This is a genomic window from Kitasatospora sp. NPDC015120 (assembly GCF_043080305.1).
GTDB lineage: Bacteria > Actinomycetota > Actinomycetes > Streptomycetales > Streptomycetaceae > Kitasatospora.
This window is the reverse complement of sequence record NZ_JBIBVJ010000007.1, coordinates 281631-307289: the sequence shown is the minus strand read 5'-3', so window position 1 is coordinate 307289 and position 25659 is coordinate 281631. Positions and strand designations below refer to the sequence as shown.

Here is a 25659-nt window from a genome sequence, read left to right as displayed (position 1 = left end):
TCGCCCCGGTGCGCCGCCGCGACGGGCCGGCGGCACGCTCGCCGTGCGGGGGCCGCCCACCGGTGCCCCCGGGCGCCTGCCCGGGGGGTCACGGCGTGCCGCGGTCCGGCGCCGGCGCGGCGGCGGCGCGGTGACGGTAGAGCAGCAGGGCCACGTCGTCCCCGTAGCCGCGGGCCGGAGCCAGCGACGCCGTGAGGTGCTCGGCGAGGTCGTCGAGCGGCAGGTCCGCGCCGGCCCGGAGCGCGCGGCCGGCCCGCTCGATCCCTTCGGTCAGCGGGGCGCTGCGCCGCTCGACCAGCCCGTCGGTGTACAGCAGGAGAACGGCGCCGTGAGGCAGCGCCGCGCCGGCCTCGGGACGCGGCAGCCCGGGCCGGACGCCCAGGGGCAGCGACCGTCCGCCCTCCAGCAGGACCGTGGAGCCGTCGGGGAGCGCCAGGACGCCCGGCGGGTGGCCGGCCGAGGAGTAGCACAACGCGCCGCTCGCGGGGTCGAGCACGGCGCAGAACACCGTGGTGCACAGGGCGCCGGGGATCGTGACGGCGAAGGTGTCGAGCGCGCTCAGGGCACGGGCGGGAGCGTGGTTCTGGAGGAGCAGGGCCCGGCAGGCGCTGCGCAGCTGGCCCATGACGCTGGCCGCCTCCAGCCCCCGGCCCACGCAGTCCCCGACCACGATGCCGATGCGCCCGTCCGGCAGCGCCATCGTGTCGTACCAGTCGCCGCCGACCTCCAGGGGGCGGATCGCGGGTTCGTAGCGGGCCGCGAAGCCCGGGGGCAGGCCGGCCGGGCCGAGGATGGCGCGCTGCAGCGCGATGGCGGTCTCGCGCTGCTGGTCGGCCTGGTGGGCCCGGGTCAGGCCCTGGGCGAGGCGGCCGGCCAGCAGGGAGAGCAGCAGTCCGTCCTCCGCGGTGAACGGACGCCGGCCGCCGAGGTCGACGGACAGGACCAGCGGACCCGCCGGGTGCTCAAGGAGGATGCCGACTCCGCCGGGGAGGAGGACGGGTGTGAGCAGCGGTGCGTCGAGGAGCGAGGAGAGCCGGGCCCGCTCCTCCTCCGGCAGGTGCGACCAGCCGGACGGCGGACGGCCGGGCCCGTCGGCCGCCCCGCGGACCTCGGGCGGCGGCGCGCCGTGGCCGCCGTGGGTGAAGCGGACGGCCAGCACCTGGCGGGCCCGCCACAGGTCGCGCAGCCCGTCCACCGCGTCGGCCAGGACCTCGTCGGCGTTGCGGGCCCGGGCGAGCCGTTCGCCCAGGGCGGCGAGGGCGCTCTCACGCCGGATCGCGTGATGCTCGGCCGTGACGTCGCGCAGGGTGCCGACGACGACGGTGCGTGCGGTGTCGGGGTCCCGGACGCGGTTGAAGGCGGCCTGGACCCACAGGGGGCGCCCGTCGGCGCGGCGGACGGGCAGGTCGGTGCGACCGCTGCCGTCGCGGGTCAGGCCGGCGAACGCGGTGGCCGCCCGGTGGTGGGCCTCGGGGTCCTCGGCGGCGGCGGGCCACCAGGGGTGGGCCGGCGCGTAGGGCAGGCCTTCCGGGCCGTACCCCAGGAGGGTGGTGAACGCCTCGTTGATCTCGACGACCGTGCCGTTCTCCTCGCAGACGAAGAAGGCGTCCTGGAGCGAGTCGATCAGGGCGGTGCGCCAGCGCGCGTGGCGGCTGCGCATCCTGGCCAGCGCGACGGCCGACCGCACGCGGGCGAGGAGTTCGGCGGCGGCGAACGGTTTGGCGAGGTAGTCGTCCGCGCCAGAGCCGAGCCCTTCGAGGGACGCCTCCACTCCGGCCCGCGCGGACAGCAGCAGGACCGGCACCGCTGCGGTGCGCCGGTCGGCGCGCAGCCTCGTCACCATGCCCAGGCCGTCCAGGCCCGGCATCATCACGTCGCTGATCACCAGTTCGGGGACGTCCCGGGTGGCCTCGGCCAGGGCCTGCAGGCCGTCGGCGACCGCGGTGACCCGGTGGCCGGCGCCGCGCAGGATCCTGGTCAGGTACCGGCGCATGTCGGCGTTGTCGTCGGCGACCAGCACATGGGTGGGCACCGGCCCGCCCTCGGGGGCCCCGCCCGTACGGGGCTGCTCGCCCCCGGCTCCGCCGTCCTCGTCGGGCAGCCAGCTCAGCACCTCGCTCAGGAAGGGCTCGGCCCCGGCGGGCCGGTGGGCCCCCGCCCCGCCGGCCGGCAGCGGCACCGCCGCGAACGGAAGGTCGACGGTGAAGCAGGTGCCCCGCTCCGGTACGGAGGTGACGGCGATGGTGCCGCCGTGCAGTTCCACCAGTTCCCTGACCAGGGCCAGACCGATGCCGCTGCCCTCGTGCGACCGGGCGCGGCTCCCCTCGACGCGGTGGAAGCGTTCGAAGAGCCGGGGCAGCTCGGCGGCCGGGATTCCGACACCGGTGTCCTCGACCGTCAAGCGCGCGGAGCCGCCCGCCCTGCGCGTGCGGACCCGGATCGTGCCCTCGAAGGTGTACTTGAGGGCGTTGCCGAGCAGGTTGAACACGACCTTCTCCCACAGCCCGAGGTCGACCAGGACCGGCTTGTCCAGCGGGCCGCAGTCGACGTCGAGGACCAGGCCCGACCGTTCGACGGCGGAACGGAACACCGCCGCGAGGTCCGCGGTGACGGCCGCCAGGTCGACCGGTTCGAGGCGGGCCGGCATGCGCCCGGCCTCGATGCGGGAGAAGTCGAGCAGGGAGTTGACGAGCTTGCCGAGCCGCAGGCTGTTGCGGTGCGCCGTCTCCAGGTCCGCGCGCACGTCCTCGCCGGCGTCCGCCAGCCGCCGCCTCAGTTCCTCGACCGGCCCCCTGACGAGGGTCAGCGGGGTGCGGAACTCATGGCTGATGTTGTAGAAGAACGCGCTCTTCACCCGGTCGAGTTCGGCCAGCTCCTGGGCGCGGCGCTGCTGGAGCTCATGGCTGCGCGCACTCGCGATCCCGGCGGCGAGGTGGCCGGCGATCAGGTCGACGAAGCCGCGGTAGTCGTCGTCCAGGAGGCGGAAGCGGTTCAGCCCCGTCACCAGGAACCCGCTCGGGTCGCCGCCCGCCACGCTCAGCGGCACCACCAGGGCCTCCAGCGGCGGTTCCTCCCAGGCCCCGCCGGGCAGTCCGCCGAACGGAGGGCCGGTCAGCGGCACCAGCGACGTCCGGCCCCGGCGGGCCGCGGCCGCCGGCCACGGCAGCTCCGCGTCCGGCCCGATCACGGCCTGTGCGGCCGGGTGCTCCGGTGCGATGCCGGAGGCCGCGGCGAGCCTGGCGGTTCCGTCGTCGTGGAAGAGGTAGGTCAGCGTGAAGGGCAGGCAGAAGGGGTTGCGGGCCAGCTGCTCGGAGCTGAACTCCAGGAACTGCCCCTCGGTGCGCACGGCCCCGGGGTCGGAGCCCAGGTCGCGCAGGGTCGCCATCCGCCGTTCCGACAGGACGCGCTGGGTCTCCTCGCTGACCACGCACAGCACGCCGACCACCCGGTCGTCCTCGTCCCGCAACGGGCTGTAGGAGAAGGTGTGGTAGCTCTCCTCGGCGTAGCCGGCACGCCGGAGCAGCAGCATCAGCGCCTCGTCCCAGGTCGAGCGGCCGTCGCGCAGGACGGTGTCGATGCGCGGACGGATGGCGTCCCGGATCTCCGGCCAGATCTCGTCGAAGGCGCGGCCGAGCGCCCACGGGTACTTGTGGCCCAGGGTGTCGCGCCGGTAGGCGTCGTTGCAGAAGTAGGTGAGCTCGGGCCCCCAGGCCATCCACATGGGGAACCGGGAGGACAGCAGGACGCCCACCGCCGTGCGCAGGCTCTGGGGCCAGGCCCGGGGATCCCCCAACGGCGTGGCGGACCAGTCCACCCGCGCCAGGTCCGCGCCGACCAGCGGGTCGGCGGCGAACGGACTGGGCACCTCGTCGTGCCCGACCGCGTCGGCCAACGAATCGCTCCCTCCCGTGCCAGGACGGCCCGTGCCGTCCTCGAACCCTCCCACGGCGGCGGGCCGGGAAGGCCCTCGACGAGGGCGGGGTTTCGGGCGGCGGTCACCTCCGCCGCCCCGATCCGGTACGGCTAGCATGATTGCATGACCGACGACAGGAGCCCGGCGCGTCCCCCGGGACCGGGGAAGACGTCCGTGCTCAGGCTGAGCGGTGAACTGGACTACGACACCGGCCGGGAGCTCACCGCGTGCCTGGACGCCGCCGTCGCCGAGCGGCCGGCCGTGCTGGCGGTCGACCTCTCCGAGGTGACCTTCGCCGACTCCTTCGCCCTGCGGGTCCTCGTCCTGGCGCACCGGCGGCTCCAGGAGGCGGGGGGTGCGATGGTGCTCGTGGGGCAGCTCGCGCCGGCCGTGCGCAGGCTGCTGGAGATCACGGCCACCGACAGGCACTTCACCCTCGCCGACAGCGTCACCGCGGCCGAGCGCGCGGTCGGCGGCCACGGCCCGGCGCACTCCGGGACACCATGACGCCGGTGGGTCCGTACGGGGATCGTCCGCGCCCTGCGGGGTAGACGCGCTCCGGTCCCACGATCGTGACACCACCTGTCCATGCCGCGCTCCACCTGATCAAAGGCCGTCACATGCCCCACGCCGATGAGCTGGCCCCGCACCCGGAGGAGAACCCCGGCAGCCGGGTCCCCGAGCGCGCCGAGCCCATCGTGCGCACCGCGAGGGAGGCGCGCGCCCATCTCGCCGGGCTGCTGCATGCCGTGGCCCGGGACACCGACCGCGTCCTCGCGGACGCGCAGCTCGCGGTGACCGAACTCGTCGTCAACGCCCGGACCCACGGCGGCGGCATGACTGGCTTCGAAGCCCGCCTGGACCTGGCGCTCGGCTGTCTGGTCGTCGACGTCGAGGACGGCCACGACGGCCACCCGTCGGGCGAGGCCCTCGACCGCCGTGATCCGGCGGCGCCCGGGGGCCGCGGCTGGGCGCTGGTCCAGCACCTCTCCGGGACCTGCCACGTCAAGCCGCTGCCGGGCGGCGGCAAGCGGATCCGGGTCACCTTCCCGCTGTGAGCCGCACCGCCCCGCCGGGGGTCTGCGGTGAGCGGCGGGTGCCGGCGGCGACGGCCGCGGGCTCGGGCCCGCGGGCCGTCAGGACCCGTGGTGCCGCCGGCCGGAGCCCGGAAGTTCCTCCGCCGCGAGCACGCTGAAAGCGGTGCGCGGGGGTATCCGGGAGCCGCGGCCCTGCAGCGCCGCCCCCACTGACAGCGAGGTCCTGCCGCATGCCCGGAATCACGGTCCACCAGTTCGACGTCAGCCTGCCCTTCAGCGAGTTCCCCCACGTACCCGTGCGGGCCTGGCTGCGGTTCGATTCGTCGCTCCCGTACGGGGTGTGCCTGTCCTTCGGCCGGTGCACCCCCGAAGGGAGCACGCTGGACTGGTACTTCGGGCGTGACCTGCTGTCCGAGGGGCGGTACGCGCCCGCCGGCGACGGTGACGTCCGGGTCCGTCCGGGAGGCCCGGGGCGGACGCTGATCATCCTGCGCACCGCCGAGCGGGAGGCCGTGATCAGTGCGCCCGCCTTCGCCGTGACAGCGTTCCTGGCGGAATCGTTCGCGCTGGTCCCGGCCGGCACCGAGCCGGAGGTGCTGGACCTCGACGCCCTGTGCGCCCGCCTCGTGGCCTGACCCCCGGAGCCCGGCGCGGGGCCGCCGGACCGCCGCGCTGTCCGCATGGTGGGACGCGTTGGTGTCCGCCGCGCGCCTGTGGTTCGCTGAACCCATGATCATGCTCGTGACCCGGCGCCATGTGGACTACACGCGCGTCACGACCATGAGTTGTCGCACCGCCCGCTGACGCGGCGCCTGGTGATCCTTCCGCAGCCGTAGCCGCGATCCGCGTGGCCGCTCCGTCCGGAGCGCCCGCACACCCGTTCCCCGCACCCGCCGCTCGCAACGGCGCCAGCCCGGCCTGCCGGGCTCCATCCGTGTACGAGGAGAAGCATGAGCCAGCCGACCGACGCCGTCACCGCCGACCACACGCCCGACGGCGGGTCCGCCGGGTCCACCACCCCCGCCTGGTCCTTCGAGACCAAGCAACTGCACGCCGGTGCCGTGCCCGACCCCACCACCGGGGCCCGGGCGGTCCCGATCTACCAGACCAGCTCGTTCGTCTTCCGCGACACCCAGCACGCGGCCGACCTCTTCTCGCTCGCCGAGCCCGGGAACATCTACACCCGCATCCACAACCCCACCCAGGACGTCTTCGAGCAGCGGATCGCCGCCCTGGAAGGAGGCGTCGCCGCCGTGGCGGTCGCCTCCGGCCAGGCCGCCGAGACGCTCGCCGTCCTCAACCTCGCGAGCGCCGGCGACCACATCGTCTCCAGCGCCTCCCTCTACGGCGGCACGTACAACCTCTTCCGGCACACCCTGCCCAAGTTCGGGATCGAGGTGTCCTTCGTCGAGGACCCGGACGACGTCGACGCCTGGCGCGCCGCCATCCGGCCCGAGACGAAGGCCCTGTTCTCGGAGACCCTCGGCAACCCGCGCGGCAACGTCCTCGACGTCCGCGCCGTCGCCGACGTCGCCCACGAGGCCGGGATCCCGCTGATCGTCGACAACACCGTCCCCACCCCCTACCTGCTGCGCCCCATCGAGCACGGGGCCGACGTCGTCGTCCACTCGGCCACCAAGTTCCTCGGCGGCCACGGCACCACCCTCGGCGGTGTCGTCGTCGACGCCGGGACCTTCGACTTCGGTGCGCACGCCGACCGCTTCCCCGACTTCAACGAGCCGGACGCCAGCTACCACGGCCTGCGTTACTGGCCCGCCCTCGGGCCCGGCGCGTACGCCGTCAAGCTGCGCGTCCAGCTGCTGCGCGACCTCGGGCCGGCCATCTCGCCGCACTCCGCCTTCCTGCTGCTGCAGGGCGTGGAGACGCTGAGCCTGCGCATGGAGCGCCACTCGTCCAACGCCCAGGCGCTCGCCGAGTGGCTGGAGCAGCGCGACGAGGTCGCCGCCGTCCACCACGCCGGACTGCCCTCCAACCGCTGGTACGAGGCCGGGCGCCGCTACCTCCCGCGCGGTGCCGGGGCCGTGTTCTCCTTCGAGCTGCGCGGCGGCATCGAGGCGGGCAAGCGGTTCGTGGACGCCGTCGAGCTCTTCAGCCACCTCGCCAACATCGGCGACGTGCGCAGCCTCATCATCCACCCGGCCTCGACCACGCACAGCCAGCTCGACGAGGCGCAGCTCGCCGCCACCGGCACCTCCCCGGGCCTGCTGCGGCTGTCGGTCGGCATCGAGAGCCTGGAGGACCTCAAGGCGGACCTCGAAGCCGGCTTCCGCGCGGCGAAGGCGGCGTCCTGAACACCACTGACGGGACCACCCCGCAGGCGACTCCCCCTCCCGCCACCGGTGCGTGGCGGGAGGGGGACCCGCCCGGGCGCCGCCGGTGGTACGACCGCACGGAGCCGCTGCCGCTCGACGCCGGCGGCCGGCTCCCGGGCGTGCGGCTGGCGTACGAGACCTGGGGGCGGCTCGCGCCCGACCGTTCCAACGCGGTCCTCGTCCTGCACGCGCTCACCGGCGACAGCCACGTCGCCGGGCCGGCCGGGCCCGGCCACCCGACCTCCGGCTGGTGGGACGCGCTGGTCGGGCCGGGCCGCGCCCTCGACACCGACCGCTGGTTCGTGGTGGCACCCAACGTCCTGGGCGGCTGCCAGGGCAGCACCGGCCCGGCCTCGCTGCGGCCCGACGGGCGGTACTGGGGCGGGTCCTTCCCGCGGCTGACCCAGCGCGACCAGGTGCTGGCCGAGGTCGGGCTCGCCGACGCGCTGGGCATCGAGCGCTGGGCGCTGGTGGTCGGCGGCTCGATGGGCGGGATGCGCGCGCTGGAATGGGCCGTCTCCCACCCGGAGCGGGTCGCCGCGCTGTTCGTGCTCGCCTCCACGGCGGTGGCGAGCGCGGACCAGATCGCCTGGTCCGTCACCCAGCTCCACGCGATCCGTGCCGACCCGCACTGGAACGGCGGCGACTACCACGACGCCGCTCCCGGACGGGGTCCGCATGCCGGCCTCGGCATCGCCCGGCGCCTCGCCCACATCACCTACCGCGGTGCCGAGGAGCTCGACGTCCGGTTCGGCAACCGCGCCCAGGACGGCGAGGACCCCCGGGCGGGCGGCCGCTACCAGGTCGAGTCGTACCTGGACCACCACGCCGCCAAGCTGGTCCGGCGGTTCGACGCGGCCAGCTACGCGGTGCTGGCCGAGGCGATGAACGCCCACGACACGGGCCGGGGACGCGGCGGCACGCGGGCCGCGCTGGCCCGGGTGACCGCCCGGACCCTGGTGGCGGGAGTCGACACCGACCGCCTCTACCCGCTCGCGCAGCAGGAGGAGCTCGCTGCCCGGATCCCCTCCGCCGACCGGGTCCGGGTGATCTCCTCCCCCTTCGGCCACGACGGGTTCCTGCTGGAGACGGCCCAGGTCTCGGCGCTGATCCGGGAGCTCGTGGACGACGTGCGGGAACCGTCGGCCACCGTTCGCGCCGGGTGAGGACCCCGGCGGGGGCCTCGGGGGGGGGGTCCCGTCGGCCCCGGCGGGCCGGGCGGCAGCCCGGTGACCCTCCGGCAGGGAGCGGCCGGGCAGGTGACTCCCGGCCGGGCGCTGCCGGGACGGTTCAGCGCGGCGCACGGGCGTGACGCGGCTGCCGGACCCGGTCGGGCCGGACGGCGGCGGCCGTCGGCCCGCGGCGCGGACGAACGGCCGAGGGCCCGGTCGCGACCAGGACCATCGCGAGCGCCGGCGGGACGAGCAGGAACACCATGAACACCATCACGCGTGCCTCCAGGGATGTCAGGACGGCAACGACCCACGCTCTTCGCTCCGTCGTCGCCGCGCCGGCCCGAGTGCCCCGGCCCACGGAAAACATTCCCGTGCATATCCTCGCGCCCACCGGGCAGTTGCGGGGCCACACACTCTGGAGGTCACCGTGGTTCCCCTTCTGCTGGTCCTGCTCCTGGCCCTGATCCTCTTCGGCGCGGGCTTCGCTCTGAAGATCCTCTGGTGGGCCGCCGTCATCGTCCTCGTGATCTGGCTGCTCGGCTTCGTCGCCCGCGGCACGCACCCCTCGGGCAGCCGCCACCGCTGGTACCGCTGGTAGTCCGGACCACCGGCACCCGGCCGGGCGCAACGCCCGGCGTCCGCGGCCCGCGCCCCCCTCGCACCCGGCGAGGGGGCGCGGGCCGCGGGCGGTCCGGCGACGAGGACGGAGCGCGCCCGGAACGTCGGCAGGCCGCAGCCGCGACGCTCTGTCAGGGGGTGCAGCTGCCCGGCCGTGCCGGTCCGGGACCTCCGGCGAAGTCGAGGACCGTGACCGAGGGGCGGTGGGCGGCCAGCCACGGGGCGGCCAGGGCGAGCGGCAGGAGGGCACCGAGGAGCCCGCGTCCGCCCGTCGGGCGGACGTCGCGGACGGCCGTCACCGCCGGGCTCGCGGTGCGGAGCTTGTCGCGCTCGCCGGCGTCCATCGCCCACGGCATGGCGGGGAGCTGGTAGGCGGCGGTGCGCATCCTCCCGCTCACCGTGAGCCGGGCGAACCAGCGCGGTACGGCGTCCACGACCATGGAGCCGCCGGGGAACCGGTCCGCGCAGCCCGCGATCAGGGCCTTCACCCGGGCCGGGGGAAGGTACATGCACAGGCCCTGCGTGGTGACCAGGACCGCACGGTCACGGTCGACCTCGTCGGCCCACGCCAGGTCGGTGGCATCGCCCGCCAGGTAGCGCTGCCGCGGGCCGGGCGGCAGCAGGCGCTCGCGCAGGGCGGTCATCTCGGGGAGGTCGACGGTGAGCCAGCGGGCGCGGCCGTTGTCGACCCGCCAGTACTGCGTCTCCAGGCCCTCCCCCAGGCAGACCACCGTGCCGCGCGGCTCGCGGGCCAGGAAGTCCGCCACCTCGCGGTCGAAGCAGCCCACCCGCAGCGCCTGGAACCGGGACTGGAAGCCGCTCGTGCCGAACCGCTCGGCGAACGGGTAGTCGATCCGCCCGACCAGGTCCACCGCCTTCGGGTCGTGCAGCACGGCGTCCGGCCGGCGGGCCTCGACGGCCCGCTGCCAGAGCGTCCACAGCGCCGTCTCGGGCACCGCCGCCAGCTCAGGCCGCTCCACGCTGCTCATCTCTCGCTCGCTCCCTCGGAGGTGGCGGGTGTCCCCGCACGGACCCGCCGATTCTGACACCGGGCAGCGCACGGACGGGGGTGCGCGCGGTCCCGGCGCGCCGGGGCGCCCGGCGGCGCGCTCAGCCGACGCCGAAGGCGCCGTCCGGGGGCGGCGGGGAGTCGGTGGCAGTGGCGTCGGTGACCGGCGCCGTGCGGGCGGTGAACGCCGCGAGGCCGGCACCCTCGGTGAGCCGGGCCGGGAAGACGTCCCCGGCCAGCCGGCGGGCGAGGTCCGCGACCGGCAGCGGGCCGGCCGAGCCGACCAGCAGGATGTTGCCGTAGCGCCGCCCGCGCAGCACCGGCGCCTCGGCGATCAGGCAGGCCTGCGGGAAGACGGCGCGCACCGTCGCCGCCTGGGCGCGGGCGAAGGCCAGCGGCGGGCCGTCGGCGAGGTTGGCGGCGTAGCAGCCGCCGGGGCGCAGCGCCGCCGCCGCCAGCCGCAGGAACTCCACCGAGGTGAGGTGCCCGGGGGTGCGCGAGCCGTGGAAGACGTCCGCGACGACGAGGTCCAGCGAGCCGGGCGCGCTCGTGGCCGTCGCCGCGAGGGCGGCGCGGGCGTCGCCGGCCTCGGTGGTGATGTCGACGCCGGGCCCGTGCCACGGCAGGTGCTGCTCGACCAGCGCGATCAGCGGGCCGTCCACCTCCACCACCCGCTGGCGCGAGCCGGGGCGGGTGGCGGCCAGGTAGCGGGGCAGGGTCAGCGCGCCGCCGCCCAGGTGGAGGGCGTCCAGCGGGCGGCCGGGCTCGGCGAGCGCGTCGGCCAGGTGACCGAGGCGCCGGGTGTACTCGAACTCCAGGTGGGTCGGGTCGGCGAGGTCGACGTAGGACTGCGGGGTGTCGTCGAGGGTCAGCAGCCACCCGCCCTCGTGGTCGACGTCGGGCAGCAGCTTCGCCTGCCCGAGGTCGGTGCGCCGCGCCACCGGCACGGGTTCGTCGGGCGGGCTGGACGGGTCGGGCATCTCGGGCATGTCCGCAGCATAGGCGCCCGGCCCGAGTCGCCGTCACGCCGGAGGCTACCGGCCGGTATCGTCGGGGTTCCCCGAGAAACCCAGTCTCCGAACAGAAAGCGGGTGCCCGTGGCCATGGAGTTCCGCGAAGACATCCTCGGCGCCCCCTACGAGGCCGCCGAGCTGCCGCTGCGGCCCGACGAGGAGGGCGAGGTCTCGGCGACCCTGGTCCGCCGGCTGGTCCCCGGCTCGGAGCGGGCCGTGCTGTACATCCACGGCTACAACGACTACTGGTTCCAGACGCACCTCGCCGACCACTACACCGCCGCCGGCTTCTCCTTCTACGCGCTCGACCTGCGCAAGTACGGCCGCTCGCTGCGCCCGCACCACTCGCCGAACTTCGTGCGCGAGCTCGCGACGTACGACGAGGAGCTGGACGCGGCGGTGCGGATCATCCGGGAGCAGGACGGGCACCGCCGGCTGCTGGTCAACGGCCACTCCACCGGCGGCCTGATCGCCGCGCTGTGGGCCGGGCGCCGCACCGGGCGGGGCCTGGTCGACGGCCTCTTCCTCAACAGCCCGTTCCTGTCCATGCCGGCCGCCCCCGCCGTGCGCACCCTCGGCGCCCCGGCGCTGGAGGCGATCGGCCGCTTCGCACCGACCCGGGTGCTGCCCTCCGCCCTCAACCCGCACTACGTGCACAGCCTGCACCGCGACTTCCGCGGCGAGTGGGACTTCGACCTGAAGCTCAAGCCCGCCGAGGGCGTGCCGCTGTTCGCCGGCTGGCTGGCCGCCGTCCAGCGCGGCCACCGGGAGCTGCGGCGCGGGCTCGGGATCGACGTGCCGGTGCTGCTGATGGCCTCCACCGCGTCCGTCTCCACCACCCGCTGGCACGCCGCCCTGCACCACGCGGACGCCGTGCTGCGCGCCGACGACATCGCGGCGGCCGGTCCGTACCTGGGCCGCCATGTGACGATCGTCCGGATCAAGGGCGGCATGCACGACCTGGTGCTGTCCGGCGAGACCGCCCGGACCCAGGTGTTCGCCGAGCTCGACCACTGGCTCGGGGCGTACTTCCCGTCGGCCGTGCACTGAGCCGGCCGGTACCCGCGCGGGGCCCGGGGTGCGCCACCCCCGGCCCCCGCCCGCTCCCCCGTGCGCCTGCTGTGCGCCCGTGAGTCTGTGGAAGGCTACCCGGGCCCCTGTCACTTCCCTTGCCGAACAGGCGAGTTGAGGAGCCAGCATGCCGCATGGACACGGCCCGCAGCACGACCGGCAGCCCGGCCACAGCGATCCCTCCCTGTACCGCACGCCCGCCGAGGCGATCGCCGCTCCACCGGAGAAGCTCGCCTACGTGGCGGGCTTCGACCGGTCGGCGCAGCGGCCGGACGCGCTGATCACCGTCGACACCGACCCGGCGTCGGCGACCTACGGGCGCGTGCTCAACTTCACCGACATGCCCGGGGTGGGCGACGAGCTGCACCACTTCGGCTGGAACGCCTGCTCCAGCGCGCTCGCGCACGCCTGCCACGACAACCCCGAGCGGCGCTACCTGCTGCTGCCGGGGCTGCGCTCCTCGCAGCTGCACGTGCTGGACACCCGGCCGGACCCGGTCCGCCCGAGACTGGTGAAGACCGTGACGGCCGGGGAACTGGCGTCCAGAGCCGGCTACTCGCGCCCGCACACCCTGCACTGCGGGCCGGACGGCGTCTTCCTGTCCTGCCTGGGCGCGGCCGCCGGCGGCGACGGCCCCGGCGGGGTCGCGCTGCTCGACCACACCACCTTCGACGTGCTGCGCCCCTGGGAGACCGAGCGCGGCCCGCAGAACTTCTCCTACGACGTGTGGTGGCACCTGGGTACCAACGTGGGCGTCACCAGCGAGTGGGGCACGCCGTGGATGGTCGAGGACGGCGTGGTGCCGGAGCTGCTGCTCGGCCGCAAGTACGGGCACGCGCTGCACTTCTGGGAGCTGGACTCGGGGCGCCACCTCCAGCGGATCGACCTGGGCGACCAGTACCAGATGGTGCTGGAGCTGCGCCCGGCCCACGACCCGCAGGCCGAGTGGGGGTTCGCCGGGGTGGTCGCCAATGTGGAGGACCTCTCGGCCTCGGTCTGGCTCTGGTACCGGGACGGCGAGGCGTTCACCGCACGCAAGGTGATCGAGATCCCCGCCGAGCCGGCGAAGGCCGAGGACCTGCCGCCCGTCCTGCAGCCGTTCGGCGCGGTGCCGCCGCTGGTCACCGACATCAACCTGTCGGTCGACGACCGCTGGCTCTACGTCTCCGCCTGGGGCACCGGCGAGCTGTTGCAGTACGACGTGGCGGACCCGTTCCACCCCCGCCTCACCGGGTCCGTGCGGCTCGGCGGGGTGAGCGCCCGCACGCCCCACCCGGCCGCGCCGGAGCGGCCGTTGAGCGGCGCGCCGCAGATGGTCGAGATCAGCCGGGACGGGCGGCGGCTCTACCTCACCAACTCGCTGTACGGCTCCTGGGACGACCAGTTCTACCCGGACGGCATCGAGCCGTGGATCGTCAAGCTGGACGCCGACCCGCAGCGGGGCGGGCTCACGGTGGACCCGCGGTTCTTCCCGCACGGCGAGGAGTTCCGGGGGCTGCGGGTGCACCAGACGCACCTGGCGGGCGGGGACGCCTCCTCGGACTCCTACTGCTACCGGTAGGCGGCGCGCTGTTACCGGTGGGCGGCGCGCCCGCGCTCAGAGGCGGCCGAGCACCGGGTCGTGGTGGATCCGGGCGGAGGGCAGGCCGGAGGCGACCAGCCGGGTGCGGACCTCGTCGACCAGACCCGCCGGGCCGCTGACGCAGGCCAGGTGCTGGGACCAGTCACCGGCCCGGCTGACCGCCTCGGCCAGCCGTCCGCCGGGGGCGGCGGGGCCGTCGGCGGCGTCGTCCGCTACCGGGACCAGCTCCAACCAGGGCTTGCGGCCTCCGAGTTCGGCGAGGGCCGGCCAGTCGTAGAGGTCGGCCCGGGCCCGCGCGCCGACGAACAGGTGGACCCGGCGCCCGCGCGGACGGTGCTCCACCAGCTCCTCGACGATCGCCTTCATCGGGGCGAGCCCGGTGCCTCCGGCCACCAGCAGGAGGTCCCGGGTGTCGTCCTGCGGCATCAGCGTGCCGCGCGGCGGGCCGAGCCGCAGCCGGTCGCCGACGGCGGTGCGCTCGACCAGCGCCTCGCTCACCCCGCCCGGCCCGGTGCGGCGGACGTGGAACTCCAGCTCGTTGTCGGTGCGCGGGGCGCAGCCCATCGAGTACTGCCGCCAGGTGTGCGGCAGCAGCGGGTGTTCGACGCTCCCGTACTGGCCGGCCCGGTACGGGTACGGCTCGCCGGTGCGCACCCGGAGCACGGCGAGGTCGGCGCGGCGGCGTTCGTGGCCGACCACCGTCGCGTGCCAGTACGGGGGTTCGGTGAGCGCCGAGTCGGCGCCGGCCACCATCGAGCGGACGGCGAAGCGCAGCATCCGCACCCAGGCGCCCTCCAGCTCGGCGCTCCAGTGCCGGCCCGCCCGCTGCCGCAGCGCCTCGCGGAGCGCTTCCTCGAAGGCCTCGTAGTGGACCGGGCGGACTCCGAGCTTGCGGTGGTCGCGGCCGAGCTGGGTGAGGGTGGCGGCGAGCCGGCCGGGCTCGTGCAGGTGCTCGATCAGGTAGTCGAACATCCGCTCCAGGTGGACCTGCTGGAACTCCATGGACTCCGGGAACAGCGCGCGCAGGAAGGGGCGGCGGCGGAACATGACCGCGTACAGGTGGTCGATGAGGTCGGCGAACGGGGCCACCGGGCCGAGGCCGCCGAGGATCAGCCGCTGGTCGGCCGCGCCGTCGTGGTCCCGGTCGTAGCCGCCCTGCGCGCCGGGGCCGCCGGGGGCCGGGCGGGCGTCGGGCGCGCCGTCCGGACCGGTGGGCGCTGCGGCGAAGGACGGCGCCGGCGCCAGGATCTGCCGGCGCAGGCGCATGGCGTGGTGGCGCGCGATCAACCGGTCGTACTCGGTGGTGCTGGTGGTGCTGTCCAGGTCCATGGAGCGCAGCCTAACCAGCCGTCAGCCACCTCTCGTACAGCGGTTGTTCACCGTCCGGACGGCTTGCGGCGCGGTTGCGGGCAGGGGGCGGCCGGGACCGGTGGCAGGTCCAGTGAACGGCAGCCCGGGGGGTCTCCGACAGGGCCGGTGGTCCCGGCCGGCCCGGGACCACCGGACCGCCGGGCCGTCGACGAAGGGGACCACCGGCCCGGCGACGGGCGGGGCCGGTGCTCCGCCCCCGGCGCTCTCCCTTCGCCGGGGGCGGAGCACCGGCCCCGGGTCCCTCGGCCGGCCGACGGCGGCGGGGCGGGCCGGACGCGGCGGCGCCGGACGCGGGGTGTGCGTCGGGGCGCCGGCCGCGACCGCCTCAGGCGCCGGCCGGGCCGGCGGCCTTCCGACGGGCCCGGCCCCGGCGCAGCAGGCGGCGGCGCGGGGGCTGGTCGGGTACCCAGCCGAAGGTCAGGCAGCTGCCGATCACGCCGAACAGCATGCCGATCAGGAAGCCGCCCAGGTTGGAGGTGAGCCAACTGCCGAGCGAGGCCAGTACGGCGACGACCGAGTAGAACAGCCGCTGGGCCGGGTTGAACAGGACGAGCAGGCCGCAGACCACCATCACGGTCGGGACGAGGTAGCCGGACAGCCCCTGGAGCCCGATGTGCAGGACGACGGGCAGCGGGGCACGCAGGGTGAAGAGGATCTCCGCGCCGCCGGACAGGATCAGCACCCCGCCCCAGAACGGCCGCCGGCCCCGCCAGCCGCGCCAGGACGGGCGGCTGCGGGCGGACGCGGCCTGCGGCGCGGCGCCGGGCGCGGTCTCGGGCGCGGGCCCGGCCTCCAGGGCGGGCCCGGTGTCGGTCCCGGGTGCGGGCTCCGCCACCGTCAGCAGCCCTCGGAGCTGAAGCTCAGCCGCAGGTTCGGCAGCTTGAAGGCACCGGCGGTGGTCGCGTAGTTGTGCTGGCGCAGGTTGCGGATCTTGACGGTGTCCGCCTGCTGCCCGAAGACCCCGGGCAGGCCCTTGACCCCGGCCTTGGTGAAGGTGCTGGCGTCGCCGCCGATCTCGATGTTCTTGAACTCGGCGTCACCGGTGAGCAGATCGGAGTCGGTGGTGAGGTCGGTGGCGGTCACCGGCGTTCCGCCGTCCCCGGCCTTGATCAGCAGGTTGATGCCGCCGAGTTCGACGCTCTGGCAGAGCTTGGTGAGCGAGGCCTCCTTGATCGCGGACACCGCGACGAGCACCTGCCCGCCGGTGTCCCCGGCGTTGGGGCTGTCCTCGATCATGTGGTCCAGACTGCCGAACTGCTCGAACCCGACGCCGTCCAGACTGTCCGCGGTGACGGTGAACGGCATGCCGGAGATCGAGAACTGGGCGGCGAGCACGCCCTGCGCGGTCAGGGTCATCAGCACCGCGCCGGCGGCGACGGCGGGAACGGCCATCAGCGCGGTGCGCTTCAGCCGGACCCGGCCCCTGCGCTGCGCGGGCGCCTCCGCGTCGGTGGTGCTCTCGTCGTTCCGGGCGGCGTCCTCGGACGTGGCCATGTGTGCTCCCTGGGTGGTGGGGACGGGCAGTCACTGGCACGTTGCCCTGGCGCGGACAGCGTTCTGCGACACGACCGGGAGGGACCGCCCCTCGGCAGCGGGGCGGACCGGTCGGGCCTCAGTGGGTAACTGGGAAGCTACTGCCCGGTATTGAGCGGGTCAATACGGGTGCACGAAGGATCATCGTCCGCTCCCGGGCGGCCCGCGGCCCGGTCGTCGGCGCCGCTGCGCCACGGCGCCGGGTCCAGGGCCAGGCGGCGCGCCGCCTCGGCCGGGCCGAGGAAGGGGGCCAGGCAGAAGAGGCTCAGGAGCGGTAGCAGGTCCGGGAGTTCGGCGGTGCGACCGGCATCGATGCAGCGCTGCAGGGTGCCGTAGACGCCGCCGACCACCGCGTCGACCATCGCCTCCGCCGCCACCCCGCCCGGGAGTTCGGGCACCTCGGCGAAGAACGCCCGGAACCGGGTGAGGAGTTGGTCGCGTTCGCGGCGCCCGGCCGGGCCCACCGCGTCCAGCTCGATGACCGCCATGGTCGCGAAGGCGGGCACCCCGGCCAGCAGTCCGAGCATCGCCCGCAGCGACTCGCGGATCCCGGTGCACCAGTCCGGCGCCGCCGCGAACGCCGCCGCCATCCGCCGGATCACCACCCCCGTGCCGTACCGGTGGGCCGCGAGGAAGGCGTCCTCCTTGCCGGTGAACAGCTCGTAGAACACCGGCCTGGTCACCCCGGCGGCACGGCAGATGTCGCTCACCGTGGCGCGCTGGTAGCCGTGCTGCGCCACGGTGAGCACCAGGCCGTCGAGCAGGCGCTCGCGCTGGGTCGCGGCGACCACCCCGGGCGGCAGCCGGCTCGGGCCGCGCTTGATCGACCGGGCGGGGTCGCGCCCGGTGCGCGCCCCGGGCAGCAGGGCGGTCTCGGACTTCCGGAGGGGTTCCGGTCTCATCGCCAACTCCTGCGCATCTTCTTGACATTGACGTGACGTCCGGTTTACAACACTGGCGGGTTTCCAATCCGCGGCGGACGCCGCCGGAAGCCCGCACGCGTTCCGACTGCTCAGTATGGCGAACGCATGCCCGGCGGTGGCAGCCGCCGACGTGCACCCGGCACCGCACGTACCCCTCGCCCCACCCGCTCCACCTCCGCTCCACCCCGCCGTACTCAGCCGTACTCGCCCGCAGCCGGCCCCGAACGGCCGAGCGCGGCCGATCCGGCCGCCGTACCCGCCGCACAGCGTCGTGCCGCCGGTACCGCCGCCCGTACGGGCGGGCCCGTGGCGCCGGGCCCGCCGAGTCACCGTCCGCGGTGCCCCACCCCGCACCACCCCGTCGCAGCCGGCCCGCGGCCGGCCCGCGGTCGACGCCGCCGCGCGCGCCCCCGCACCGGCCGCACGGGCCCCACCCGACTCGCCCGGAGAGGCACACCCTCATGCGCATCCGCCGTACCCTCGGAACCGCAGTCCTCGCCGCCGCCGCGGTCCTGGCCGCCGGCACCGTCGCCCCCGCCCAGGCCGCCGACGCCACCGCCCCGGCCGCCGCCCCCGTCGCGGTGCTCACCCACACCGCGCTCGCCGGACCGAACGTCTCCGTCGGCGACGTGCTGGTCGCCGACCTGGTGGCCGGCACCACCGCCAACTTCTCCTCCAGCGCCACCGGAACGAGTGGCATCAAGTGCGCCACGTCCGCGTTCTCCGCGACCGTCCTCACCAACCCGGCCGCTCCGGGGACCGCCACCGAGTCGCTCAACACGCAGACCTTCGGCTCCTGCACCGCCAACGTGATCGGCGTGACCGGCGTGCAGAGCATCACCGTCAACAACCTCGCCTACGTCAACTCGGTCAGCGACGCCGCGGGCAGCCCGGTCTCGCTCGACCCGGGCACGGCCGGACCGGTGCAGACCACGGTGGTGCTGAAGACCATCCTCGGCACCATCACCTGCGTCTACCGGGCCCCCGGCGGCCTCGCCGGCACGACCAACAACACCGGCCAGACCATCGGCTTCAACGCCCAGGCGCTGCCCAAGGTCTCCGGCCCGAGCACCTGCTTCCCGGTCGGCTACTTCACCGCCACCTACGGCCCGGTCCGGGACGTCTCGGTGGCCGGCAGCCCGGTCGTCTTCGTCAACTGACGCCCCCGCGGCGCCGGTGACGCGCCCGGTCCGCGGCCACGGCCGCGGACCGGGCCCCGGCCGTGGCCGTGGCCGTGGCCGGGACAGCGAAGTGACCCGCCGGTAGGGTGCTGGCGACAGGCACCGGACGACGGGGATGTGGGGCACGCATGGGCGGCGAGGGCACGCAGTTCTTCGAGTCGGTGGCCGACACGGCCGCCCGGCTGGCCGAGGCCGGCTACCTGGCCTCCACCGAGACCGCCACCGCCGTCTTCCTCGCCGACCGGCTCGGCAAGCCGCTGCTCGTCGAAGGGCCGGCCGGCGTCGGCAAGACCGAACTCGCCAAGGCCGTCGCCGCCACCGGCCGCGCCCGGCTGGTCCGGCTCCAGTGCTACGAGGGCATCGACGAGGCCCGTGCCCTCTACGAGTGGAACCACGCCAAACAGCTCCTGCGGATCACCGCCGGGCGCGACGAGGGCTGGGACCGGGCCCGCACCGACATCTTCACCGAGGAGTTCCTGCTCACCCGCCCGCTGCTGACCGCCATCCGCGGCGACGAGCCGACCGTGCTGCTCATCGACGAGATGGACAAGGCCGACGTCGAGGTCGAGGCGCTGCTGCTCGAAGTGCTCGGCGACTTCCAGGTCACCGTGCCCGAGCTGGGCACCATCACGGCGAACCGGCGCCCGTTCGCCCTCCTCACCTCCAACGCCACCCGGGAGCTCTCCGAGGCCCTGCGCCGGCGTTGCCTCTTCCTCCACCTCGGCTACCCGGAGGCCGAGCTGGAGCGCCGGATCGTGCGGCTGCGGGTGCCCGGCCTGGACGCGGCGCTGGCCGAGTCGATGGTCCGGGTGGTCGGCGCGCTGCGGGCGATGGAGCTGCGCAAGGCCCCCTCGGTGGCCGAGACCGTCGACTGGGCCCGCACCCTGCTGGCCCTCGGCGCCGACACCCTCGACGAGACCGTCGTGCGCGCCACCCTCGGCGTGATCCTCAAGCACCAGGACGACGTGCTGAAGGCCACCGAGAAGCTCACCCCCGCATGAGCGTCCCGCCGCAGGCCGCCGACGGCGCCGCACCGGCCCCCGGCGCCCCGCCCGCCGACCTCGCCGCCCGGCTGACCGGCTTCGTCCGCGCGCTGCGCACCCACGGCCTGCCGGTCGGGCCCGCCGAGACCGTCGACGCCGCGGCCGTCCTGGAGGTCCTCGGCCTCGCCGACCGCGCACAGGTCAGGGCCGGGCTGGCCGCCGCCCTGCTGCGCTCCGACGGACAGCGCGGGGTCTTCGACGCCGCCTTCGACCTGTTCTTCCCGCTCGGCGTGGGCGATCCGCAGGCCGTGCGCCGGGCCGCCGCCACCGCGGCCGGGCACGCTCAGGCCGCCCAGGACCCGGCGCCACCGGACCCGGCCGCCCTGCGCGAGGACCTCCGGGCGCGGCTCGCGGCCGCGCTCGCCGCCGACGACCGGGCCGCCCTGGCCCGGCTCGCCGGTGAGGCGGTGGCCGCCTTCGGCCGGTACGGCACCGCCGGCGGCTCGGACCGGCCCGGCAGCGGCGGCTGGTCGGCCCACCAGACCCTCGGCCGGCTCGCCCCGGAGACGCTGCTGGCCCGGGTGCTGGCGGCGCTGCGCGCCGGCGCCGACGGCCGGGGCCCCACCGCCGCGGACCTGGCCGACGGCCTCCTTCCCGACGAGGTCCGCCGCCGCATCCAGGACTTCCGCGCCCTGGTCGCCACCGAGGCCCGCCGGCGGGCGGCCGAGCTGCGCGGCACCGAGCACGTCGCCGAACGGGCCGTCGCGCCCAGCGCCGACCGGATCGACTTCCTCACCGCGGGCCACGACCAGCTCGCCGAACTACGGCGCACCGTGCACCCGTTGGCCCGCAAGCTGGCCACCAGGACGGCCGCGCGCCGGCGCCGGGCGGCGCGCGGGCAGATCGACCTGCGGCGCACCCTGCGGCGCTCGCTGTCCACCGGCGGCGTCCCGCTGCGCCCGGCCCACCGGCTGCGCCGCCCCGCCAGGCCGGAGCTGGTCCTGCTCTGCGACGTGTCCGGCTCGGTGGCGGGCTTCTCCGACTTCACCCTGCTGCTGGTCCAGGCGATGCGCGACCAGTTCAGCAAGGTCCGGGTGTTCGCCTTCGTCAACCGCACCGCCGAGGTGACCGCCCTGCTCACCCGCGGCGGCGACCCGGCCGCGCCGGCCCGGCGGATCCTCACCGAGGCCGCGGTGGCGGGCCACCACGGCAACAGCGACTACGGCGCGGCGCTCGCCGAGTTCGCCGACCGCCACCTGGACGCCGTGGGCCCGCGCACCAGCGTGCTGATCCTCGGTGACGCCCGGAACAACCACCGGGACCCCGGGCTGCCCGCCCTGCGGCTCATCGCCGCCCGGGCCCGCCGGGTGCACTGGCTCAATCCGGAGCAGCCCGCCCTCTGGGGCACCGGCGACTCGGCCGCCCCCGCCTACGCCGCGGTGGTCGAGATGCACTGCTGCCGCAACGCCCGCCGGCTGGGCGAGTTCATCGCCCGGCTGCCGCCGGTCTGATCCGGACCGGGGCGGCGGGGCGGGAGCCGTCCCGCCCCGCCGCCCCGCGCCCTCAGCCGTCCAGGTGCCGCAGGAAGTCCAGCAGGGCTTCGGTGACCTCGGCCGGGCTCTCCTGCTGCGTCCAGTGCCCGACGCCCGGGAGGGTGACGCGCCGGTACAGCTTGGGCGCGAGGTGCTGCAGCAGCTGCCGCATCGCCTCCTCCGGGATCAGGGTGGTGACCATGTCCTGGTCCCCGGCCACGTAGAGCGCGGGGACGCCGACGGGCAGGCCGAAGAGCCCGGCGAGCAGCTCGTTGTTCCGGTCGATGTTGCGGTACCAGTTGAGGCCGCCGGTGAACGCCCGCTCGCCGTGCTCGGCGTAGTCGGCGACGTAGGCCTCGATGTCCGCCTCCGACAGCCACGCCGGCAGCTTCTCCGGTTCGGCGAGGCCGTCCAGCAGGGTCTGGCCCTCGCCGACCACCCAGGCCCGCGACTCCCCGGTGCGCGGGCGGTCGCCGGAGCCGGTGTACAACAGACGGCGGAACGTCAGGTGCGGGTCCCGGACGAGCTCGGCGTCGGCCACCCCGGGGCGCTGGAAGTAGACCTGGTAGAAGCCGTCGCCGAACCGCTCCCTGGCCTGCGCCAGCGGCGGCAGGCCGAGCGTCGGCACCGGCGGGACGCTGAGCCCGGCCACGCCGCGCACCAGGTCGGGCCGCAGGGTCGCGGTGGTCCAGGCGACCGGGGCGCCCCAGTCGTGACCGACCAGGACCGCGCGCTCCTCGCCGAGCGCGCGGATCAGGCCGGTGACGTCCCCGACCAGGTGGAGCAGGGTGTAGGAGTCGACCGACGCGGGCTGCTCGCTGCGGGCGTAGCCGCGCTGGTCGACGGCGACCACCCGGTAGCCGGCCTCGGCGAGCGGGGCGAACTGGTGCCGCCAGGAGTACCAGCTCTCCGGGAAGCCGTGCAGCAGCAGGACCAGCGGCCCCTCCCCCTGCTCGGCGACGTGCAGCCGGACGCCGTTCACCTCGACGTGGCGGTGCGCGATCCGTCCGTAGGCCTGCTTGGTCATGCGGCTCCTCCTCGTCGACGGCCCGTCGGACGGTCCAACGAGCGGCGCCCGGCCGTGCGTTCCCGCTCGCCGCACCCGCCCCCGGCCCGGCTCAGTCCCCGGCGCCCAGCCGGTCCAGGAGCGCGGTACCGAGGGCGAGCAGGACGCCCACCCCGATCAGCGCGAAGTAGCCCGCGGTCTGGTGGCCGGAGGGCACGAGGTAGCGGACGAAGCCGAACACCCGCAGGCCCCACAGGTGGTCGGCGAGCAGCCCGCTGATCCCGCCGACGATCAGGACGAAGCTCACGAAGCCGAGGAAGTTCTTCATGCCGCCGACGTTAGGCAGCGGCGTCCCGGGCGGGATCCGACTTTCGGCGCGACCCGGCGTCACCAAAGTCGCGCGTCCACAGCACCGGTGCGGCGGCCAGGGCCGGTGCGGCGGCGAGGGCGAAGCAGAGCGGCAGCGGCAGATGACCGACCATCAGGCCCACGGCCGCGCCGCCGCCGGCCGATCCGGCGTTGACGGCGGTGTTCACCCAGGCACCGGCGCGCGTGCGGGCGCCGGGGACGACCGCCTCGTCCGCCACCAGGTAGGCGGTGGTGAGGGCGGGCGAGACGAAGAGCCCGGCGAGCGCGACGGCCGCGCCGAGCAGCAGCAGGCCCGGCGCGAGCCCGGCGGCGGCCAGGGCCAGGCCGAGACCGGCCGTGAACAGCGGCAGCCGGGCGGCGTTCGGCAGCGGACGGTCCAGTGCGCCGAGCCCGAGGCCGCCGACCGCGCTGCCGAGGGAGAGCGCGGCCAGGATCCAGCCGACCGCCTCCGGCCGGCCCTGCCGCTCGGCGGAGGCGACCACCATGAGGTCGAGCGCGCCCAGGGCCAGGCCGGTGACGGCCGCCGCGAGCACCGCGCGGCGCAGCGCCCGGCCGCCGCCGAGCCGGCCGCCGGCCCGCCGTCGCCGGCGGCCGCCGGTCGCGGCGTCCTCCCCCTCGGCCGGGCCGTCCTCGCGGGTGCCCGGCGCCGTGAGCGGCGAGGCCACCATCAGCAGGGCCCCGGTGAGCAGCAGGCCCGCTCCCGCGACGACGGCACCGTCGGGGCCGGTGACCGGCAGCAGCAGCCCGACCAGCAGCGGTCCGGCGACGAACAGCAGTTCCTCGAAGACGCCGTCGAGGCTGTAGGCGCGTCGCAGCAGCGCCGCGTCGGGGTGGAGCCGGCGCCAGAGCGTGCGCATCACCGGGCCGAGCGGCGGGGTGCAGACGCCCGCCGCGAGGACCAGCGCCGCGAGGACGGCCGGCGGCGTACCGGGCCGCGCGGCGGCGGCCACGGCGAGCAGCAGCGCGGTGTACAGCGCGGCCATCGGCGGCAGCGCCCGCCGGGGGCCGTGACGGTCGACCAGTCCGGCCCTGACCGGGGAGAGGGCGACACTGGCCAGGCCGAACAGGGCCATCGCCGCGCCGGCGGCGGAGTAGGAGCCGGTGGCGTCGCGGACGGCGAGCAGCAGGGCGAGCGGCACCACGCCGTAGGAGAGCCGGCCGAGCAGTGCGGCGCCGAAGGTGCGGGCGGCGTACGGGGCGCCGAGCACGGCGCGGTAGCCGGGGCGCGCGGCGGAGGCGTGCGGGGGCACGGGGGCGGAGGAGGGCATGGGTACGTTCCTCGGTGAGGACCGGCGGCGGGCGCGCGGGGCCCGGCGGCACCGGAGGCGTGCGGGGACACCGGAGGACCGCGCCGACGGCAACGGTCGGGGCGCGGTCGCGACGGGTCGCACTACACACCGGGAACGAACATGCCAGGTACCGTACCAGGCCCCGCCCGGCGCCGGGGCCCGGACGGAGCAGCGGGCAGGGCGGGGCGGCGGCGGCCCGGGTACGTTCGCGGTGTGCAGCAGAGGCCGTCCCACGTCAGCGGCCGCCGCCGGGCCGGGAGCCCGGCGGCGGCCGGCGCCCTCGCCGTGCTGCTGCTCGCCGCCGGTGCGCCCGTCGCCCGGGCCGGCCCCGCCGACGCCCCGCCCGGGGCGAGCGCCGCCCCCGCCGCGGCCGGGGCGGCGCAGGAGGCGGGCACCGTGGTCGGCGGCGAGCGGCTGGGCCGCCCGACCGTCCAGGTGGCGCCCCGGCCCGGGGCGCCGGAGCTCCCCGCGGGGCTGACCGGGCGGTCCTGGCTGGTCGCCGACGCCACGAGCGGCGAGGTGCTGGCGGCCCGCAACGCGCACCTCCCGCTGCCGCCCGCCAGCACGCTCAAGATGCTGTTCGCCGACACCGTGCTGCCCAAGTTCGACCGCTCCCTGGAGCACCGGGTGACCCCGGCCGAGCTGGCCGGGGTGGGCGCGGGCAGCAGTCTGGTCGGGATCAAGGAAAACCTCCCCTACCGGGTCGAGGACCTCTGGCGCGGGGTCTTCCTCGCCTCCGGCAACGACGCCGTGCACGTCCTGTCCCACATGAACGGCGGGCTGGCCGCGACGGTCGAGCAGATGCAGGAGCGGGCGGAGGCCCTCCAGGCCCGGGACACCCGGGTGGTCACCCCGGACGGCTACGACCAGGACGGCCAGGTCTCCTCGGCGTACGACCTCACGCTGTTCGCCCGGGCCGGGCTGCGCAACCCGGACTTCCGCGCCTACTGCGCGACCCGCACCGCGCGCTTCCCCGGCGGCCTCGACCTGACGACCGGGCAGCGCACCGCCTTCGACATCGCCAACACCGACCGGCTGCTGGGCGCGTACCCGGGCCTGATCGGGGTGAAGAACGGCTACACCACCAACGCGGGCGCCACCTTCACCGGCGCGGCCGAACGCGGCGGCCGGACCCTGCTGGTGACGGTGATGCACCCGGAGCAGCAGTCCAAGGTGTACGACGAGGCGGCGGCGCTGCTGGACTGGGGCTTCGCGGCGGCCGGCACGGTCGAACCGGTCGGCGCCCTGGTGGAGGAGGAGGGCGAGCCGGCCCCGGACGGCGCGGCCGGGGACCCGGACGCCGGGGTGCTGCCGAACGCCGCCCGGGAGGCCGACGGCGCCGGCCGGCAGGCCGGCCACGCGCCCGGCCCGGCCGGCTGGACGGCGGCCGCCCTGTGCGGGGCGCTGGCGCTCTGGGCGGCGGCCCGGATCCGGGTGCGGCGGCGGGTGCGGCCGCGCGCCGCCGGAGCCGGCCGCCCGCCGGTGGCGCCCGGCGCCGTCGCGGCCTACCGCGACCCCGCCGCGTACGGCAGCGCCGTCCCCTGCGGCGCCCCCGCCCCGCGCGGCGCCACCGCGGTCGGCGGGTCGACGGCGGTGGGCGGCCGCGGCCGGCGCCGGCTGGCGCGCCGGGCCCGGGGCCTGGCCCGCAGCGCCCGTGCCCGGCTGACGCCGCCCGGCCCGCGGCGGCGGTGACGGCGGCGCCCGGAGGCGCTCCTGCCGGG

General features: G+C 76.0%; 23 protein-coding genes. 12 read left to right on the top strand and 11 right to left on the bottom strand.

Annotation, left to right across the window (positions count from 1 at the left end; translation table 11 throughout):
* Positions 1 to 88: 88 nt before the first annotated feature.
* Positions 89 to 3721 (bottom strand): SpoIIE family protein phosphatase, encoded by a 3633-nt coding sequence (locus ACF1AK_RS19575; protein WP_391500116.1) that lies wholly within the window; start codon positions 3719 to 3721, stop codon positions 89 to 91.
* 315 nt (positions 3722 to 4036) lie between these two features.
* Here ACF1AK_RS19575 and ACF1AK_RS19570 point away from each other — a divergent pair, with 315 nt between their 5' ends.
* From ACF1AK_RS19570 to ACF1AK_RS19550, 5 genes are all read left to right on the top strand, one after another.
* Positions 4037 to 4420, top strand: coding sequence for an STAS domain-containing protein (locus tag ACF1AK_RS19570; protein ID WP_391500032.1), 384 nt, complete (start codon positions 4037 to 4039; stop codon positions 4418 to 4420).
* Positions 4421 to 4533: 113 nt separating this feature from the next.
* Positions 4534 to 4971, top strand: a complete 438-nt coding sequence (locus tag ACF1AK_RS19565; RefSeq protein ID WP_391500031.1) for an ATP-binding protein — start codon at positions 4534 to 4536, stop codon at positions 4969 to 4971.
* Positions 4972 to 5180: 209 nt separating this feature from the next.
* The gene (locus ACF1AK_RS19560; RefSeq protein ID WP_391500030.1) at positions 5181 to 5585 is read left to right on the top strand and encodes an SsgA family sporulation/cell division regulator; all 405 of its coding nucleotides are present in this window, start codon (positions 5181 to 5183) and stop codon (positions 5583 to 5585) included.
* Between the two features lie 315 nt (positions 5586 to 5900).
* Complete coding sequence (locus ACF1AK_RS19555) at positions 5901 to 7262, top strand: bifunctional o-acetylhomoserine/o-acetylserine sulfhydrylase (RefSeq protein ID WP_391500029.1); 1362 nt, start codon at positions 5901 to 5903, stop codon at positions 7260 to 7262.
* Positions 7259 to 8449, top strand: a complete 1191-nt coding sequence (locus ACF1AK_RS19550) for a homoserine O-acetyltransferase (RefSeq protein ID WP_391500115.1) — start codon at positions 7259 to 7261, stop codon at positions 8447 to 8449. Before ACF1AK_RS19555 ends, ACF1AK_RS19550 begins: the two co-directional genes overlap by 4 nt.
* A 124-nt stretch (positions 8450 to 8573) precedes the next feature.
* Here ACF1AK_RS19550 and ACF1AK_RS19545 read toward each other — a convergent pair whose 3' ends face one another.
* Positions 8574 to 8729 (bottom strand): hypothetical protein, encoded by a 156-nt coding sequence (locus tag ACF1AK_RS19545; RefSeq protein ID WP_391500028.1) that lies wholly within the window; start codon positions 8727 to 8729, stop codon positions 8574 to 8576.
* Between the two features lie 156 nt (positions 8730 to 8885).
* Here ACF1AK_RS19545 and ACF1AK_RS19540 point away from each other — a divergent pair, with 156 nt between their 5' ends.
* Positions 8886 to 9056: a hydrophobic protein gene (locus tag ACF1AK_RS19540; protein ID WP_391500027.1), complete on the top strand. Its 171-nt coding sequence runs from the start codon at positions 8886 to 8888 to the stop codon at positions 9054 to 9056.
* 151 nt (positions 9057 to 9207) lie between these two features.
* On the opposite strand, the gene ACF1AK_RS19535 is transcribed toward ACF1AK_RS19540, so the two are convergent.
* Positions 9208 to 10065, bottom strand: a complete 858-nt coding sequence (locus tag ACF1AK_RS19535) for a class I SAM-dependent methyltransferase (protein ID WP_391500026.1) — start codon at positions 10063 to 10065, stop codon at positions 9208 to 9210.
* Between the two features lie 121 nt (positions 10066 to 10186).
* Positions 10187 to 11065 (bottom strand): spermidine synthase, encoded by an 879-nt coding sequence (locus tag ACF1AK_RS19530; protein WP_391500114.1) that lies wholly within the window; start codon positions 11063 to 11065, stop codon positions 10187 to 10189.
* A gap of 123 nt (positions 11066 to 11188) precedes the next feature.
* Between ACF1AK_RS19530 and ACF1AK_RS19525 the strand changes: the two genes are divergently transcribed.
* The gene (locus tag ACF1AK_RS19525) at positions 11189 to 12148 is read left to right on the top strand and encodes an alpha/beta hydrolase (RefSeq protein WP_391500025.1); all 960 of its coding nucleotides are present in this window, start codon (positions 11189 to 11191) and stop codon (positions 12146 to 12148) included.
* A 148-nt stretch (positions 12149 to 12296) separates the two neighbouring features.
* A complete protein-coding gene (locus ACF1AK_RS19520; RefSeq protein WP_391500024.1) occupies positions 12297 to 13730 on the top strand; it encodes a selenium-binding protein SBP56-related protein in 1434 nt (477 codons plus the stop codon).
* Positions 13731 to 13766: 36 nt separating this feature from the next.
* Here ACF1AK_RS19520 and ACF1AK_RS19515 read toward each other — a convergent pair whose 3' ends face one another.
* From ACF1AK_RS19515 to ACF1AK_RS19500, 4 genes are all read right to left on the bottom strand, one after another.
* Positions 13767 to 15080: a globin domain-containing protein gene (locus ACF1AK_RS19515; protein WP_391500023.1), complete on the bottom strand. Its 1314-nt coding sequence runs from the start codon at positions 15078 to 15080 to the stop codon at positions 13767 to 13769.
* Positions 15081 to 15447: 367 nt separating this feature from the next.
* On the bottom strand, positions 15448 to 15957 hold the full coding sequence (locus ACF1AK_RS19510; protein ID WP_391500022.1) for a DUF6114 domain-containing protein: 510 nt from the start codon (positions 15955 to 15957) through the stop codon (positions 15448 to 15450).
* A 2-nt stretch (positions 15958 to 15959) separates the two neighbouring features.
* Positions 15960 to 16616 (bottom strand): DUF6230 family protein, encoded by a 657-nt coding sequence (locus ACF1AK_RS19505; protein WP_391500021.1) that lies wholly within the window; start codon positions 16614 to 16616, stop codon positions 15960 to 15962.
* Between the two features lie 137 nt (positions 16617 to 16753).
* Positions 16754 to 17557 carry a TetR/AcrR family transcriptional regulator gene (locus tag ACF1AK_RS19500; RefSeq protein ID WP_391500020.1) on the bottom strand — a complete coding sequence of 268 codons (804 nt, stop codon included), beginning with the start codon at positions 17555 to 17557 and terminating at the stop codon, positions 16754 to 16756.
* Positions 17558 to 18039: 482 nt separating this feature from the next.
* On the opposite strand from ACF1AK_RS19500, the gene ACF1AK_RS19495 reads away from it, so the two are divergent.
* The 3 genes from ACF1AK_RS19495 (at position 18040) to ACF1AK_RS19485 (ending at position 21253) form a co-directional block, all read left to right on the top strand.
* Positions 18040 to 18738 (top strand): Tat pathway signal sequence domain protein, encoded by a 699-nt coding sequence (locus ACF1AK_RS19495; protein ID WP_391500019.1) that lies wholly within the window; start codon positions 18040 to 18042, stop codon positions 18736 to 18738.
* Between the two features lie 149 nt (positions 18739 to 18887).
* Positions 18888 to 19760 (top strand): AAA family ATPase, encoded by an 873-nt coding sequence (locus ACF1AK_RS19490; RefSeq protein WP_391500018.1) that lies wholly within the window; start codon positions 18888 to 18890, stop codon positions 19758 to 19760.
* Positions 19757 to 21253 (top strand): VWA domain-containing protein, encoded by a 1497-nt coding sequence (locus ACF1AK_RS19485; RefSeq protein ID WP_391500017.1) that lies wholly within the window; start codon positions 19757 to 19759, stop codon positions 21251 to 21253. Before ACF1AK_RS19490 ends, ACF1AK_RS19485 begins: the two co-directional genes overlap by 4 nt.
* A gap of 52 nt (positions 21254 to 21305) precedes the next feature.
* Here ACF1AK_RS19485 and ACF1AK_RS19480 read toward each other — a convergent pair whose 3' ends face one another.
* The 3 genes from ACF1AK_RS19480 to ACF1AK_RS19470 all read right to left on the bottom strand — a co-directional run bounded on the left by ACF1AK_RS19480 (position 21306) and on the right by ACF1AK_RS19470 (position 23917).
* Positions 21306 to 22301: an alpha/beta fold hydrolase gene (locus ACF1AK_RS19480; RefSeq protein ID WP_391500016.1), complete on the bottom strand. Its 996-nt coding sequence runs from the start codon at positions 22299 to 22301 to the stop codon at positions 21306 to 21308.
* 91 nt (positions 22302 to 22392) lie between these two features.
* Entirely contained in the window at positions 22393 to 22608 is a 216-nt protein-coding gene (locus tag ACF1AK_RS19475; RefSeq protein ID WP_391500015.1) for a hypothetical protein, read from the bottom strand.
* Between the two features lie 10 nt (positions 22609 to 22618).
* Entirely contained in the window at positions 22619 to 23917 is a 1299-nt protein-coding gene (locus ACF1AK_RS19470; RefSeq protein ID WP_391500014.1) for an MFS transporter, read from the bottom strand.
* 234 nt (positions 23918 to 24151) lie between these two features.
* Between ACF1AK_RS19470 and ACF1AK_RS19465 the strand changes: the two genes are divergently transcribed.
* Positions 24152 to 25630 carry a D-alanyl-D-alanine carboxypeptidase family protein gene (locus ACF1AK_RS19465; protein ID WP_391500013.1) on the top strand — a complete coding sequence of 493 codons (1479 nt, stop codon included), beginning with the start codon at positions 24152 to 24154 and terminating at the stop codon, positions 25628 to 25630.
* The last annotated feature ends 29 nt before the right edge of the window (positions 25631 to 25659 follow it).